Consider the following 13,859-nt stretch of genomic DNA (forward strand, 5'->3'; position numbering starts at 1 on the left):
CGCGGCGCCGACGGGGCCGTACCGGCCGGCGATCCCGGACCGCCCCCGACGCCGACCGGCTCACCGCCCGCGGCTCCGCCCCGCGACCGCCGCCCGCTCCGGCACGGCCGCCGGCACCGGTGCTCCCACCGCTACGGCGGCCGCACCCGCGCGGCCCGCGCCCGGGACCGCCCACCCGGGCCGACGAGACATAGGTGACATGCCTCGTGCGACGCCGGCCCCCGTCCCGGCCATATCGTGGATGCCCGAGCGTCTACGGTCACACGTCAGTTCATCGGGGGACACCATGCGGGACACACACACGGAGCCGGCCCCGGCCGCGCGGCTCGCCGTACGCGGACTCGCCCCGACGCTGACCGTGCTGGTCGTCAGCCTCGTCGTCGCCGCCGTCGGCGTCTACGAGCTGTGCGGTTTCGGTCTGCACAGCCTCGACCGGCGTCCGCACCTGTTCAGCGACGGCCTCGCCACCGGCGGGGTGATCGTCGCCGCGGTGGCGGCCGGGGCCGCGGTGGGCAACCTCGCCTGGACGCTGGCGGCCGCCCGGCGCGGCGCGGACAACTCCGGATGAGAACCTGTGCACCGCATGTGCGCACCTTTGCACGCGCGTTACCCTACGAGCTGTAGGGTCGGCGTCGCCCCGTCCCCTCCCCCAAGGTGCCTGTCACCATGCCCGCACGACAGCCGAGCCCGGTCTCCCCGCCGGCTCCCGCCCCGCACGCACCCCGCCCCGGTTCCCCCGCTCCGCCGGCCGGTGACGGCCGGCTGAGGAAGCGGGCGGCGGCGTCCACCGTCTGGTACCTGCGGCTGCAGGCCGCGCTCAACATCCTCGCGGTGCTCTCCCTGCCCTTCCGCGAGGAGGTGCACGAGCACAACGTCGGCTCGTTCTTCACGCCGTACCTGGCCACCGCCGGCCTGGTCTCGGCGTTCCTCGCGCTCTTCCTCGCCGTGGTGATGCGCCGGCGCAAACGAGCCGCCTGGGTCTTCAACCTCCTCCTCGCCGGCCCGCTCTTCGCCCTCTACGTCGTCGCCCTCACCCGCGCCCCCTACCGCGAGCACGTCTTCAACTGGCTCTCCGCCGCGCTCACCGGCCTGTTCGTCGCCGCCCTGCTGCTCGGCCGGCGCGAGTTCGACGCCATCGGAGACCGCTCCAACCCGCGCCTCGCCCTGGCCGTGGGCACCGGCGGCGTCCTGGTCGGCGCCACCCTGGGCACGCTGCTGGTGCGCGAGACGAACCGGCTCCCCGGCGCCACCCTCGGGGACGAGATCTCCTACACCCTGCTGCGCGGCATCAGCGTCGGACCGCTCGCCGACCGCGTGGACACCGTGGACGCCCCCCGCTGGGCGGACATGACCGTGAACGTCCTGATGGCCGTGACCTTCCTCCTCGTCCTCTACGCCTGCTTCCGCGCCCCGCGCGGCGCGTGCCTGCTCGGCACGGAGGACGAGCGGCGGCTGCGCGCGCTGCTCGACCGGCACGGCGAACGCGACTCCCTCGGCTACTTCGCGCTGCGCCGGGACAAGGCCGCCATCTTCTCGCCGAGCGGCAAGGCGGCCGTCACCTACCGCGTCGTCGGCGGGGTCAGCCTGGCCTCGGGCGATCCCATCGGCGATCCCGAGGCGTGGCCCGGCGCCATCGACGCCTGGCTCGCCGAGGCCCGCCGGCACGCCTGGACCCCGGCCGTCATGGGCGCGAGCGAGGACGCGGGCACCGTCTACTCCCGGCACGGCATGGACGCCCTCGAACTGGGTGACGAGGCGATCGTCGAACTGGCCGACTTCAGCCTGGAGGGCCGCGCCATGCGGGCGGTCCGCCAGGCCCACAAGCGGGTCCGCCGGGCCGGTTACACCGTCCGCATCCGCCGCCACGCGGACATCCCCGACGACGAGATGGCCCTCCTCGTGGACCGCGCCGACCACTGGCGCGACGGTGCCACCGAGCGCGGCTTCTCGATGGCCCTGGGCCGCCTCGGCGACCCCGGCGACGGCCGCTGCGTGATGCTGGAGTGCCGGGACGCGGACGGCGTCCCCCGGGCCCTGCTCAGCTTCGTCCCCTGGGGCGAGCACGGCCTGTCGCTGGACCTGATGCGCCGGGACCGCGCCTGCGAGAACGGTCTGATGGAGTTCATGGTGGTGGAACTCCTGCTGCGCGCGGAGGAGTCGGGCGTCAAACGGGTGTCCCTGAACTTCGCGATGTTCCGCTCGGTCTTCGAACGCGGCTCCCGCCTCGGCGCCGGGCCGGTGCTGCGCCTGTGGCGCTCGGTCCTCACCTTCTTCTCCCGCTGGTGGCAGATCGAGTCCCTCTACCGCGCCAACGCCAAGTACCGCCCGCTGTGGGAACCCCGCTTCCTGCTGTTCGCCAAGAGCAGCGACATCCCCCGCATCGGCCTGGCCAGCGCCCGCGCGGAGGGCTTCCTCACGCTGCCGGTGCTGAGGGGCCGGTCGTAGCGCCGCCGGGCCCGCCGCCCGGGGACCACACGCCCATCCACTGCTCGGCGTCCCACGCCTCGAACCGCTTCACCTCGGTGAAGCCCAGCTTCGCCGCGAGGCGCATCGAGCGGTCGTTGGCGGTCTGGGTGCACAGCACCACCGGCTCGCCGGGCAGCGCGGCGGCGAACCAGCCGAGCGCCGCCGCGCACGCCTCGGCGGCGTAGCCGCGCCCCCACGCCCGCGGCAGGAACAGGTAGCCGATCTCGGTCTCCCCGACATCCCTGCGGGCGTGCCCCGAACCACTCGTACCGTGCGGCTTGAGCTCGATCATGCCGATCATCGCTCCGCCGAGCTCGATCACGAAGAGGCCGGTACGCCTCTCGGGCGTCTCGGGCAGCGCGCGCTCGCACTCGTCCCGGGGCCGGGGGCCACCGAGGTAGGTGTGCACCTCCGGCGAGGTGAGCAGTTCGACGAACGCCGCACGGTCCCGGGCCTCGGGCTCGCGGAGCACGAGGCGCTCGGTGCTGATCGGGACGGGTGGCCAGGCGACGGATCCGAGTCCAGGCATGACGGGCAACGTATCGCACGCCCGGCGGCGGCGATCCGGGCGGCCGCCGGGCTCACCGCACCCCCGCCGTCCGCGGCACGGTGAGCACCGGCCGCTACGCGCCGCCGCCCCCGACGATCCCGCCCCCGACGGTGAACCCGATGACCGCTCCGCCGCCCTCCCGCCGGTAGGCGAACGGGGCCCCGCCGTGGGCCATGGCGACCTCGCGGACGATGGACAGTCCCAGGCCCGAGCCAGGCAGGGACCGCGCGTCGGCGGCCCGGTAGAAGCGGTCGAAGATGCGGATGAGGTCGCCCTCGGCGATTCCGGGCCCCCGGTCGAGCACCTCGACCCGGACCGTCCCCGGACGCGCCGGACCGGTGACGGCGATCTCGATCGGCCCCTGGCCGCCCCGGTCGAACTTGGCCGCGTTCTCGACCAGGTTGGACAGCGCCCGCTGGAGCATCCCGGGCCGCCCGTCGGTCCGCGTGTCACCGCTCGCGCGCAGCACGATCTCCCGGCCGGTGCGGCGCTTGGCCAGGCCCAGCACGTCCTCGGCGATGTCGGCCAGGTCCACCTGCTGCGGCGGCTCGCTGTCGGACTGCCCGGCCGCGAGGTCGACCAGCTCGTTGACCAGGTCGGTCAGTTCCCGGGCCTCCTGGGTGAGGTCGGCGACGAGTTCCTCCCGGGTGTCGGGCGGCAGTTCGTCGATCCTGCGCAGCAGCGAGATGTTCGTACGCAGCGAGGTCAGCGGCGTCCGCAGCTCGTGCCCCGCGTCCTGGACCAGCCGCCGCTGGTCCTCCTCGGACTGGGCGAGGCGGCCCAGCATGCGGTCGAAGGCGCGGCCGAGCCGGCCCACCTCGTCCAGCCCGGCGACGGGCACCTCGATGCCCAGCCGGCGGGTGCGGGCCACGTCCTCGGCGGCGGAGGTGAGGACGATCAGGCGCCGGGTGATCCGGCGGGCCAGCCACCAGCCGAACAGGCCGGCGGCGACCACGACCGCCGACATCAGGATCAGCGTGCGCTGCTGCAGCGCCCGCAGCAGGTCCTCGGTGTCGCTGAACTCCTGGGCGACCTGCACCGCGCCCTTGCCGTCGCCGAGCGAGACGGTGGCGATGCGGAACAGGTCCTCGCCGACCCGGACGTCCTTGTGCTCGACCACCCGGCCGGCCGTCCGCGCCCCGGAGACGGTCCGGTCCCGGGCGGTGACCGGCAGCACCGGGCTGCCGTGGTCGACGATCTCCCCCCGCGCGCCCAGCACCTGCACGTCGGTGCGGGCCGGCCGGACCAGGTCGTGGCCGGGCCGCGAGGAGGAGAAGTCCTCCGGGACCATCTCGTGCTGCCGCACCTCGTCCCGTACGTCGGACACGACCTGCGTGAACACGGACTGCTGGTCGACCCGGACCAGACGGGCGGCGGAACTGTAGGACAGGATGCCGACGAGGATGGTCACGGCTGCGGTGACGGCCGCGAAGGACACCGCGAAGGTGGTCCGCAGGGAGACCAGCCTGGGCCGGGGCCCGGCCCCGGGCCGTCGGCCGGGGCCCACTAGTCCTCCCGCAGCACGTAACCCACGCCCCGCACGGTGTGGATCAGCTGCGGGGCACCGGGCTCGTCCAGCTTGCGGCGCAGGTAGCCGACGTAGACGGCCAGGTTCTTGGAGCCGGGGCCGAAGTCGTAGCCCCAGATCCGGTCGTAGATGGTGGAGTGGTCGAGCACGATCCCGGCGTTGCGGACCAGCAGTTCCAGCAGCTCGAACTCGGTGCGGGTCAGCTCCAGCTCGCGGCCGCCCCGCCAGGCGCGGCGGGCCTGCAGGTCCATCCGGATGTTCGCGGCGCCCACCTGCCGGTCGGGGGCCTGCGCCTCGCGGCCGCCACCGTCGGCGGGGGCCGTACCGACGGCGCCCGCCGGCACCGGGCTGGTCCGGCGCAGCAGCGCCCGCAGCCGGGCGAAGACCTCCTCCACGTCGAACGGCTTGACCACGTAGTCGTCGGCGCCGGCGTCCAGGCCGGCGATCCGGTCGGCGGTCTCCACCAGGGCGGTGAGCATGAGGATCGGGGTGCTGTCGCCCTCGGCCCGCAGCACCCGGCAGACCTGGAGTCCGTCGATGCCCGGCATCATCACGTCCAGCACCAGGACGTCCGGCGGGGTCCGGTGCGCCTGGGCCAGCGCCTCGACCCCGTCGGCGACGGCCGTCACCTCGTAGCCCTCGAGCGTCAGGGCACGCTCGAGGGCATGACGGATGGCACGGTCGTCTTCGGCGAGCAGCACAGTCTGGGGCACGCTCCCAGTCTGCCAAGGCCCCGGGCGGTTCCGCCGGGCCCGCAGGCCGACGATCACCCTTTTTACCGCGCTCTCACCGTCACAGCGGCGACCGCGTCAGGCGCCGGCGGCGCCGATCCGCGCGAGCTGCTCCTCGAACGGCACGACCCGCGGCCCGGCCACGGGGGCCGTCCCGGCGGCGGACATGCCCGCCATCAGCCCGGCCAGCTCCCCCGCCGCCCGCTCGATCCGCTCGGCGAGTCCCTTGGCCCCCCAGTCCTCCGAGGCGGCGTAGACGCCGGTGGGCACCACCACGGCGCGCAGGTACGCGAACAGCGGGCGCAGCGCGTGCTCCAGCACCAGGGAGTGCCGGCCGGTGCCCCCGGTGGCGGCGATCAGCACCGGTTTGCCGGTGAGCGCGTCCTTGTCCAGCACGTCGAAGAAGGACTTGAACAGTCCGCTGTACGAGGCGCTGAACACGGGCGTGACGACGATCAGCCCGTCGGCCCCCGCCACCGCGTCCTGCGCGGCGGCCAGGGCCTTCCCGGCGAATCCGTTGGTGAAGTTGTGCGCGATCTCGACCGCGAGGTCCCGCACCTCGACGACCTGGACGTCCACCGGCCGGCGCCGGTCCACCGCCGCGGCCAGCCGGTCGGCCAGCAGCCGGGTGGAGGAGGGGACGCCCAGTCCCGCCGACACGACGACGAGCTTCAGGGTGTCACTCGGCTTCGGGAAGTCGTTCATACGGCGGCCGCCTCCTTCGCGGTGAGCAGGGTCCGGTGGGTCGGCGCCTCCGGCACGTCCGCCGGGCGCCCCTTGGCGAACTCCTCGCGCAGCACGGGCACGACCTCCTCGCCCAGCAGGTCGAGCTGCTCCAGGACCGTCTTCAACGGCAGTCCCGCGTGGTCCATCAGGAAGAGCTGGCGCTGGTAGTCCCCCGCGTACTCGCGGAAGGACAGCGTCTTCTCGATCACCTGCTGCGGCGAGCCCACCGTCAGCGGGGTCTGCTCGGTGAAGTCCTCCAGCGACGGGCCGTGCCCGTACACCGGCGCGTTGTCGAAGTACGGCCGGAACTCCCGCACCGCGTCCTGCGAGTTGCGGCGCATGAACACCTGGCCGCCGAGCCCGACGATCGCCTGCTCGGGGGTGCCGTGCCCGTAGTGGGCGTACCGCTTCCGGTACAGCTCGACCATCCGCCTGGTGTGGTCCGCGGGCCAGAAGATGTTGTTGTGGAAGAAGCCGTCACCGTAGTACGCGGCCTGCTCGGCGATCTCCGGCGAGCGGATCGAGCCGTGCCAGACGAACGGCGGCACGCCGTCCATGGGCCGCGGCGTGGCGGTGAAGCCCTGCAGCGGGGTGCGGAACTTCCCCTCCCAGTCGACGACGTCCTCGCGCCACAGCCGGTGCAGCAGGGCGTAGTTCTCGATGGCGAGGTCGATGCCCTGGCGGATGTCCTTGCCGAACCACGGGTACACCGGTCCGGTGTTGCCGCGCCCCATCATCAGGTCCACGCGCCCGTCGGCCAGGTGCTGGAGCATCGCGAAGTCCTCCGCGATCTTCACCGGGTCGTTGGTCGTGATCAGGGTGGTGGAGGTGGACAGCACGAGCCGCTCGGTCCGCGCGGCTATGTGGCCGAGCATCGTCGTCGGGGACGAGGGCACGAACGGCGGGTTGTGGTGCTCGCCGGTGGCGAAGACGTCGAGCCCGACCTCCTCGGCCTTGAGCGCGATGGCGACCATGGCCTTGATCCGCTCGCGCTCGGTCGGCGTCCGCCCCGTGGTGGGGTCCGGCGTGACGTCGCCGACGGTGAAGATCCCGAACTGCATGGCCACCCTCCAGGTTGTTGACTGTTCAACTATAGCCCTGGAACGGTCCCCGGCCCGCCGCTATTCCCCTGCCCACGGCCGCCCGGACGGCTCAGCCGCGCCGCTCGCGCAGCCGGGCGACCTGCTCCCGGCCGAAGTCCACCGTGCGCTCCATGTGCCGCACGATCACCGCCAGCTCGGTGTCGTCCAGCTCGTCGAAGAGCGAGAACCAGTCACCGGCCAGCGAGTCCCACAGCCGGCCGAACTCGGCGATCCGCTCCGGCACGGTCACCACCAGCACCCGTCGCCGGTCCACCTCGTCGCGCCGCCGCACCACGTAGCCCGCCCGCTCCAGGCGGTCCACCAGCCGGGTCGCCGACCCGGTGGTCAGCCCGGTCAGCTCCGCGACCCGGCCCGTGGTGACCGGCGCCTCCTCCAGCGTGAGCAGGTTCAGGCACTGCAGATCGGTGGGGTGCAGCCCGATCCGGTCGGCCACGGCCTGGTTGAACAGCGCGTAGGAGGCCATGTACCGCCGGGACACCACGGACAGCTCCGCCAGCAGCCCGGACCGCCCGGTCCCCTTCCCGGCCATGCCGCACTCCCCTTCGTCCGCGTGGTGCAGTGATCGTACGACCACGGCCCCGGACACCCGCAGAGCGAACGCACCCCAGCACCGCAAGCCGCACACGTCCCCGACGCCGCAAGCCACCCACGACCGCGGTGCCGGAGGCCGCCCACGTCCCCGAAGCCGCAAGCCACGCACACCCCCGGTACCGGAAAGCGCACACACCCCCCGGTACCGGAAAGCGCACGCGCCCCCCTGCGTCAGAAGGCGTACGGGTCCCCGGTGTCGAGGACCAGCACCTTCAGCCGGTCGTTCGTCCGGTCCCGGTCGACGGCGCCGCCCAGCCATGCGGTGTCCACCTCCAGCGTCACCTCGGCCGGCCGCTCCTTCAGCCGCACCGCCACCGTGAGCCGCTCCCCCAGCGCGTCCACCGCCAGCGCCCCGATCCCGCACACCACCGTCCGTTCGTCCGTGCGCGCGCACCCCCGGGGCAGCTGCTGGGTCTCGGCCAGCGGCACCGACCAGCGCAGCAGCACGCTCGCGTCCGGCGTCGCGGCGGGCCCGCCGTTGCGCGGGGTCAGGGAGACCTCCACCCGGTCCCCGGTCATCACCGCGCTCCCGTGCAGCGCCAGATCGGCCTCGGGCTCCGGAACCGCCCCGGCCGGCCCGGCCCCGCCGGCGGCCACCACCAGGGCACCGCACGCACCCAGCACCCACGACCTCGTCCGCATGCCGTCCCACCTCGCGCTCGCCGTCCGTGTCCGCCGTACGGATGTATGCCACGGAAACGGCCCGGCAGGCGCCCTCCAACAGGTGACACCACACCCCCGTGCGAAGCTGCCGTCATGCCGGTCCTCCGCTCCGCCGCCCTCTTCGTCGTCGCCGCCCTGTTCGAGATCGGCGGCGCCTGGCTGGTCTGGCAGGGGGTGCGCGAGCACCGCGGCTGGCTCTGGATCACCGGCGGCGTCCTCGCCCTCGGCGCCTACGGCTTCGTCGCCACCTTCCAGCCCGACGCCCACTTCGGCCGCATCCTCGCCGCCTACGGCGGGATCTTCGTGGCCGGCTCGATCCTGTGGGGCGTGGTCGCCGACGGCTACCGACCCGACCGCTGGGACATCGCCGGCGCGCTGATCTGCCTGGCCGGGATGGCGGTCATCATGTGGGCGCCCCGGAACGGCGTCTGAGGGCTCACATACGCTGGACGGAACCGACCCGCCGCAGTCCCAGGAGCAGCCCATGGCCACCGCAGCCCCGTCCGCCGCCTCCCGCATCGCCGTCGTCACCGGTGCGAGCAGCGGTATCGGCGCCGCCACGGCCCGGCAGCTCGCCCGGGCCGGTTACCGCGTCGTCCTCACCGCCCGCCGCAAGGACCGCATCGAGGCGCTGGCCGAGGAGCTGAACACGGCCGGCCACTCGGCCGCCGCCTACCAGCTCGACGTCACCGACCGCGCGGCCGTCGACGAGTTCGCGTCGGCCTTCCGCACGATCGGCGTCCTGGTCAACAACGCCGGCGGTGCCCTCGGCGCCGACCCGGTGGCCAGTGGCGACCCGGCCGACTGGCGCACGATGTACGAGACGAACGTCCTCGGCACCCTCAACGTCACCCAGGCGCTGCTGCCCAGGCTGGAGGCGAGCGGCGACGGAGTGGTGGTCGTGGTGTCCTCGACCGCCGGCCACGGCACCTACGAGGGCGGTGCCGGCTACGTCGCCGCCAAGCACGGCGCCCACGTCCTCGCCGAGACCCTCCGCCTGGAGATCGTCGGCAAGCCGGTCCGCGTCGTGGAGATCGCGCCCGGCATGGTCAAGACCGAGGAGTTCGCCCTGACCCGCTTCGGCGGCGACACCGACCGGGCGGCGAAGGTCTACGAGGGCGTGGCCGAACCCCTCACCGCCGACGACGTCGCGGAGACCATCACCTGGGCGGTCACCCGCCCCAGCCACGTCAACGTCGACCTCCTCGTGCTGCGCCCGCGCGCCCAGGCGTCGAACACCAAGGTGCACAGGGAGTCGTGATGCCCGACGCCGACTCGCTGGAGAGACGCCGCCTGGCCGAGGAGACGAGGAACGAACGCCAGGTCTGGTACTTCCTCGCCTACTTCCTCTTCGGCATCCACTTCGTGGCGTTCGTCATGATCTACGCCGTGCGCCACGCGAAGTAGCCCCTCCCCGCCCTCCTCCCGCCGCGGTTCCGCCATTCGGACGCGGCCGGCTGGCCCACACCCGTGCCTCGCGGTGTCGTGGTCCGGACGGCCGGCGGCGTCCGGAGTCCGTCGCGCGAGCGCCACCGGACGCCAGGCCGTGAAGGGAGACGGCATGGAAACGGCCGGGGTCATACCGGGGCGCAGATGCTGGACCGCGGTCGTCGCGGTGATGGTGGCCTGTTCGACGGTCCTGACCGGAACGGACCGCGCGGCGGCCGGCGGACCGCCGGCGCCCGTGGCGCCCGTCCCCCGCCTGGACTGGCACCCATGCGTCCCCGGCGGCCCGTTCGACTGCGCGACCGCGACGGTGCCGCTGGACCACGCCAACCCCGGCGGCCGCACCGTCGAACTCGCCGTCGTCCGGCACCGGGCCACCGACCCCGGACGGCGCGTCGGCACCCTGTTCTTCAACCCCGGCGGACCGGGCGGCCCCGGCACCGTCCAGATGCCGCAGACCTACGGGTTCCTCCCGCGCGAGGTGCGGGAACGGTTCGACATCGTGAGCTGGGACCCGCGCGGCATCGGCAACAGCACCGCCGTCGACTGCTTCGCCACCCGGCAGGAGGCCACCGCGTGGACGGCGGCCAAACCGGCCGGCATCCCGGTGGGCGCGCAGGAACGGGCTGACACCTTCGCCGCGTACCGCGACCTGGCCCGGCGCTGCGCCCAGCGCGATCCCGAACTGCTGCGCCACGTGTCCACCGCGGACTCCGCCCGCGACCTCGACCTGCTCCGGCAGGCGGTGGGCGACCCGCGGCTGACCTACTTCGGCATCTCCTACGGCACGTTCCTGGGCGCCACCTACGCCAACCTGTTCCCCGGCAAGGTCCGCGCCATGACCCTCGACAGCAACGTGGACGCGCGGGCGTACGCGGACGGCGCCCTCGGCGACGCCCCGCTCACGACGTTCCTGCGGCTGGGTTCGGACCGCAGCGCGGCGGAGGTGCTGGAGCGGTTCCTCACCCTCTGCGGAAGCACCACCACCGCCCGCTGCGCCTTCTCGGCGGGCGGCGCGCGGGCCACCCGGGCGAAGTTCGACGAGTTGATGCGGCGGCTGCGCACGCACCCCGTGGGCGACTGGACGTACGGCCGCACCGCCGCGGAGGTGGTGACCGGCCTCTACGTCGTCGATCCCGGGTGGACCGACGTCGCCCGCGCCCTGCAGCGCCTGTGGCAGGGCCGCGCCCCGGAGCAGGCCCAGCGCCCGGCCCCGCCGCCGGTCCCGCACCCGGACCCGTACCTCGGCGACGAACAGGCCGCCGCGGTGCTCTGCGGCGAGAGCCCCAACCCCCGCGACCCCGCCGCCTATCCCGCACTGGAGGAGCGGGCGGCAGCCCGGGCGGGCGACGCCGGACGCGTCTGGACCTGGGCCGCCGTGGCCTGCTTCTCCTGGCCCGCCGTCGCCGCCGACCGCTACAGCGGCCCCTGGAACCGCCCGACGGCCCCGCTGCTGCTGGTCGGCACCCGCTACGACCCCGCCACCCCCTACGCGGACGCGCGCGCCCTGGCCGGGGAACTGGCCGACGCAAGGCTGCTCACCCTCGACGGCTACGGCCACACCGCGCTGATCAACCCCAGCGCCTGTGTCGCCGGGTACGAGAGCCGCTACCTGGTCGACGGCACGCTCCCCCCGCCCGGCACGACCTGCCACCAGGACACGGCACCGTTCCCCGCCCCCACCCCGACCGGCTCCGTCGCCACCGGCGGCGGAGCACTGGACCACGCCCGCTCCTGAGCCGGCGTCAGCCCTTCACACAGACGACCTGCTTCAGCTTGGCCACGACCTCGACGAGGTCCCGCTGCTGGTCGATGACCTGGTCGATCGACTTGTAGGCCCCCGGGATCTCGTCCACCACGCCGGAGTCCTTGCGGCACTCCACACCCCGGGTCTGGTCCTCCAGGTCCTTGGTGGAGAACCGGCGCTTGGCCGCGTTGCGGCTCATCCGCCGGCCCGCCCCGTGCGAGGCGGAGTTGAAGGACCGGTCGTTGCCGAGGCCCTTCACGATGTAGGAACCGGTGCCCATCGAGCCCGGGATGATCCCGTACTCGCCGGAGCCGGCCCGGATCGCCCCCTTGCGGGTGACCAGCAGGTCCATGCCCTCGTAGCGCTCCTCCGCCACGTAGTTGTGGTGGCAGGAGATCTCCGGCTCGAAGACCGGCTTCGCCTTCTTGAACTCCTTGCGGACCACGTCCTTCAGGAGCGCCATCATCAGCGTGCGGTTGTACTTCGCGTACTCCTGCGCCCAGAACAGGTCGTTGCGGTACGCCGCCATCTGCGGGGTGTCCGAGACGAAGACGGCGAGGTCCCGGTCGACCAGGCCCTGGTTGTGCGACAGCCGCTGGGCCACGCCGATGTGGTGCTCGGCGAGCTCCTTGCCGATGTTGCGGGAGCCGGAGTGCAGCATCAGCCAGACGGCGCCGGTGGTGTCGGTGCACACTTCGACGAAGTGATTGCCCGAGCCCAGGGTGCCCATCTGTTTCGTGGCCCGCTCCTCGCGGAAGTGCACCGCCTGGGCGACCGTGCCGAACCGCCCCCAGAACTCGTCCCAGCCCGACGTGGCCAGCCCGTGGAACCGCCCCGGCGCCACGGGGTCGTCGTGCATCCCCCGCCCGACCGGAATGGCCTGCTCGATCTTCGACCGCAGCCGGGACAGGTCGCCCGGCAGGTCGTTCGCGGTCAGGGAGGTCCGTACCGCCGACATGCCGCAGCCGATGTCCACGCCCACCGCGGCCGGGCACACCGCGCCCCGCATCGCGATGACCGAGCCGACGGTCGCGCCCTTGCCGTAGTGGACGTCCGGCATCACGGCCAGGCCCTTGATCCACGGCAGGGTGGCGACGTTCTGGAGCTGACGCAGGGCCACGTCCTCGACCGTCGCCGGGTCGGTCCACATCCGGATCGGCACCTTCGCGCCCGGCATCTCCACGTACGACATGGGTTCCTCATTCCCCCGGAAACGACAACAAAAGTCCTATGAACAGCAAAACGCAAAAGCGGCGACAAGGTCTATGAAAAGGGACAGGGGACCGTCGTTCACGGCAGTGCGTGCGGTACACATTGTCTCCAGGGAGCGCCCCGCGGCGGCAAGCGAATAACCAGCGGGGACACTGGACCACCCAGCGAGCAGAGACCGTCGAGAGGAGCCCGACCGTGCAGCGGAAGGCGTATGTGACCGGCACCGCCGCCCTCCTCGTGGCGCTGCTGGCCGGCTGCACGAGCGGCTCGGGGGACAGCGGTCCCACCGACAACGCCAACCCGGGCAACGCCGGTACGGCCACGCCCGCCGCCCAGCCCGGCAAGTACCGCAGCCTCCCCGAGCCCTGCGGGGCGGTGGACCACGACACCCTCGACTCCCTGCTGCCGGGCATCGGGCAGATCACCGACCAGGACCAGCGGGAGAAGGCCTACCAGGGCGAGGCGACGCTCACCTACAACACCGACCGCAAGGTGGGCTGCCGTTGGAAGGCGTCGTCCGGCGCCGCCACCGACCGGCTCGCGGTCGACTTCGAGCGCGTGGTGTCGTACGACAACGCGGTCAGCGACGACGACCAGGCGCAGAAGCTGTTCCTGGAGCAGCAGACGGCCGCCGACCTGCCCGAGCCGAGCGCTCCCGCCTCCGCCACCCCCACGGCGCCCACACCGACGGCGAGCACGGGCGACGACGCCTCCCCGTCGGCCTCGGAGTCCCCCTCGGGGTCCGCTCCGGAGTCCTCCTCGGGCGCCGCCGGCGCTCCGCCGGCCGAGCTGCAGCCCCGGGTGCTGCCCGATCTCGGTGACGAGGCGTATCTGGACGACCAGCTCAACACCTCCGGTTCGACGGCCGAACAGCGGACGGTGACTGTGGTGTTCCGCACGTCCAACGTCGTCGTCACCATCGGGTACGAGGAGCAGCCGATGGCGACGGGGGCGGTCCCGGACAGCAAGGAACTGCAGGACAGGGCCCGGAATCTGGCCTCCCAACTGGCTGACGCCCTGGGCGGATGACGGCCCCCGCGGGCTCCGGCGGCACTGTTCGCGAAGCGCGTGAAGGCAAACCGCACCACTCCTTCAC

Annotated in this window: 15 protein-coding genes; 7 read left to right on the forward strand and 8 right to left on the reverse strand. The window is 73.2% G+C overall.

Annotation, left to right across the window (positions count from 1 at the left end; translation table 11 throughout):
* Nucleotides 1–286: 286 nt before the first annotated feature.
* Together ACWCPN_RS27890 and ACWCPN_RS27895 are read left to right on the forward strand one after the other, a co-directional pair.
* Entirely contained in the window at nucleotides 287–568 is a 282-nt protein-coding gene (locus ACWCPN_RS27890; protein WP_199211498.1) for a hypothetical protein, read from the forward strand.
* A gap of 98 nt (nucleotides 569–666) precedes the next feature.
* Nucleotides 667–2,445 (forward strand): phosphatidylglycerol lysyltransferase domain-containing protein, encoded by a 1,779-nt coding sequence (locus tag ACWCPN_RS27895; protein WP_451211348.1) that lies wholly within the window; start codon nucleotides 667–669, stop codon nucleotides 2,443–2,445.
* Here the strand turns inward: ACWCPN_RS27895 and ACWCPN_RS27900 are convergent.
* The 7 genes from ACWCPN_RS27900 to ACWCPN_RS27930 all read right to left on the reverse strand — a co-directional run bounded on the left by ACWCPN_RS27900 (nucleotide 2,414) and on the right by ACWCPN_RS27930 (nucleotide 8,337).
* On the reverse strand, nucleotides 2,414–2,995 hold the full coding sequence (locus ACWCPN_RS27900; protein WP_451211351.1) for a GNAT family N-acetyltransferase: 582 nt from the start codon (nucleotides 2,993–2,995) through the stop codon (nucleotides 2,414–2,416). The two genes, ACWCPN_RS27895 and ACWCPN_RS27900, sit on opposite strands and share 32 nt — an antisense overlap.
* Before the next feature lie 94 nt (nucleotides 2,996–3,089).
* A complete protein-coding gene (locus tag ACWCPN_RS27905; protein ID WP_451211354.1) occupies nucleotides 3,090–4,523 on the reverse strand; it encodes an ATP-binding protein in 1,434 nt (477 codons plus the stop codon).
* A complete protein-coding gene (locus ACWCPN_RS27910; protein WP_451211442.1) occupies nucleotides 4,523–5,245 on the reverse strand; it encodes a response regulator transcription factor in 723 nt (240 codons plus the stop codon). The genes ACWCPN_RS27905 and ACWCPN_RS27910 overlap by 1 nt, the downstream gene beginning before the upstream one ends.
* Nucleotides 5,246–5,353: 108 nt before the next feature.
* Nucleotides 5,354–5,950 carry an FMN reductase gene (locus ACWCPN_RS27915; RefSeq protein ID WP_451211445.1) on the reverse strand — a complete coding sequence of 199 codons (597 nt, stop codon included), beginning with the start codon at nucleotides 5,948–5,950 and terminating at the stop codon, nucleotides 5,354–5,356.
* A gap of 26 nt (nucleotides 5,951–5,976) precedes the next feature.
* Complete coding sequence (locus tag ACWCPN_RS27920; protein ID WP_451211357.1) at nucleotides 5,977–7,062, reverse strand: LLM class flavin-dependent oxidoreductase; 1,086 nt, start codon at nucleotides 7,060–7,062, stop codon at nucleotides 5,977–5,979.
* A 91-nt stretch (nucleotides 7,063–7,153) separates the two neighbouring features.
* Nucleotides 7,154–7,633 (reverse strand): MarR family transcriptional regulator, encoded by a 480-nt coding sequence (locus ACWCPN_RS27925; RefSeq protein ID WP_392291878.1) that lies wholly within the window; start codon nucleotides 7,631–7,633, stop codon nucleotides 7,154–7,156.
* A gap of 233 nt (nucleotides 7,634–7,866) precedes the next feature.
* Nucleotides 7,867–8,337, reverse strand: a complete 471-nt coding sequence (locus ACWCPN_RS27930; RefSeq protein WP_451211362.1) for a hypothetical protein — start codon at nucleotides 8,335–8,337, stop codon at nucleotides 7,867–7,869.
* A 114-nt stretch (nucleotides 8,338–8,451) separates the two neighbouring features.
* Between ACWCPN_RS27930 and ACWCPN_RS27935 the strand changes: the two genes are divergently transcribed.
* The 4 genes from ACWCPN_RS27935 (at nucleotide 8,452) to ACWCPN_RS27950 (ending at nucleotide 11,542) form a co-directional block, all read left to right on the forward strand.
* Nucleotides 8,452–8,790, forward strand: coding sequence for a YnfA family protein (locus ACWCPN_RS27935; protein ID WP_199211490.1), 339 nt, complete (start codon nucleotides 8,452–8,454; stop codon nucleotides 8,788–8,790).
* A gap of 52 nt (nucleotides 8,791–8,842) precedes the next feature.
* Nucleotides 8,843–9,619: an SDR family NAD(P)-dependent oxidoreductase gene (locus ACWCPN_RS27940; protein WP_451211365.1), complete on the forward strand. Its 777-nt coding sequence runs from the start codon at nucleotides 8,843–8,845 to the stop codon at nucleotides 9,617–9,619.
* On the forward strand, nucleotides 9,619–9,765 hold the full coding sequence (locus ACWCPN_RS27945; RefSeq protein ID WP_365129598.1) for a hypothetical protein: 147 nt from the start codon (nucleotides 9,619–9,621) through the stop codon (nucleotides 9,763–9,765). The genes ACWCPN_RS27940 and ACWCPN_RS27945 overlap by 1 nt, the downstream gene beginning before the upstream one ends.
* 154 nt (nucleotides 9,766–9,919) lie before the next feature.
* Entirely contained in the window at nucleotides 9,920–11,542 is a 1,623-nt protein-coding gene (locus ACWCPN_RS27950) for an alpha/beta hydrolase (RefSeq protein ID WP_451211368.1), read from the forward strand.
* A gap of 7 nt (nucleotides 11,543–11,549) precedes the next feature.
* Here the strand turns inward: ACWCPN_RS27950 and ACWCPN_RS27955 are convergent, their stop codons facing one another.
* A complete protein-coding gene (locus tag ACWCPN_RS27955; RefSeq protein WP_451211370.1) occupies nucleotides 11,550–12,743 on the reverse strand; it encodes an RtcB family protein in 1,194 nt (397 codons plus the stop codon).
* A gap of 215 nt (nucleotides 12,744–12,958) precedes the next feature.
* Between ACWCPN_RS27955 and ACWCPN_RS27960 the strand changes: the two genes are divergently transcribed.
* The gene (locus ACWCPN_RS27960) at nucleotides 12,959–13,792 is read left to right on the forward strand and encodes a DUF3558 domain-containing protein (protein WP_451211373.1); all 834 of its coding nucleotides are present in this window, start codon (nucleotides 12,959–12,961) and stop codon (nucleotides 13,790–13,792) included.
* The last annotated feature ends 67 nt before the right edge of the window (nucleotides 13,793–13,859 follow it).

The sequence above is a fragment of the Streptomyces sp. NPDC002386 genome (genome assembly GCF_053593175.1).

Coding starts and splice junctions, on each gene's coding strand:
- ACWCPN_RS27890 (WP_199211498.1), top strand. CDS start 287: ATGCGGGACACACACACGGAGCCGGCCCCGGCCGCGCGGCTCGCCGTA.
- ACWCPN_RS27895 (WP_451211348.1), top strand. CDS start 667: ATGCCCGCACGACAGCCGAGCCCGGTCTCCCCGCCGGCTCCCGCCCCG.
- ACWCPN_RS27900 (WP_451211351.1), bottom strand. CDS start 2,995: ATGCCTGGACTCGGATCCGTCGCCTGGCCACCCGTCCCGATCAGCACC.
- ACWCPN_RS27920 (WP_451211357.1), bottom strand. CDS start 7,062: ATGCAGTTCGGGATCTTCACCGTCGGCGACGTCACGCCGGACCCCACC.
- ACWCPN_RS27925 (WP_392291878.1), bottom strand. CDS start 7,633: ATGGCCGGGAAGGGGACCGGGCGGTCCGGGCTGCTGGCGGAGCTGTCC.
- ACWCPN_RS27930 (WP_451211362.1), bottom strand. CDS start 8,337: ATGCGGACGAGGTCGTGGGTGCTGGGTGCGTGCGGTGCCCTGGTGGTG.
- ACWCPN_RS27935 (WP_199211490.1), top strand. CDS start 8,452: ATGCCGGTCCTCCGCTCCGCCGCCCTCTTCGTCGTCGCCGCCCTGTTC.
- ACWCPN_RS27940 (WP_451211365.1), top strand. CDS start 8,843: ATGGCCACCGCAGCCCCGTCCGCCGCCTCCCGCATCGCCGTCGTCACC.
- ACWCPN_RS27945 (WP_365129598.1), top strand. CDS start 9,619: ATGCCCGACGCCGACTCGCTGGAGAGACGCCGCCTGGCCGAGGAGACG.
- ACWCPN_RS27950 (WP_451211368.1), top strand. CDS start 9,920: ATGGAAACGGCCGGGGTCATACCGGGGCGCAGATGCTGGACCGCGGTC.
- ACWCPN_RS27955 (WP_451211370.1), bottom strand. CDS start 12,743: ATGTCGTACGTGGAGATGCCGGGCGCGAAGGTGCCGATCCGGATGTGG.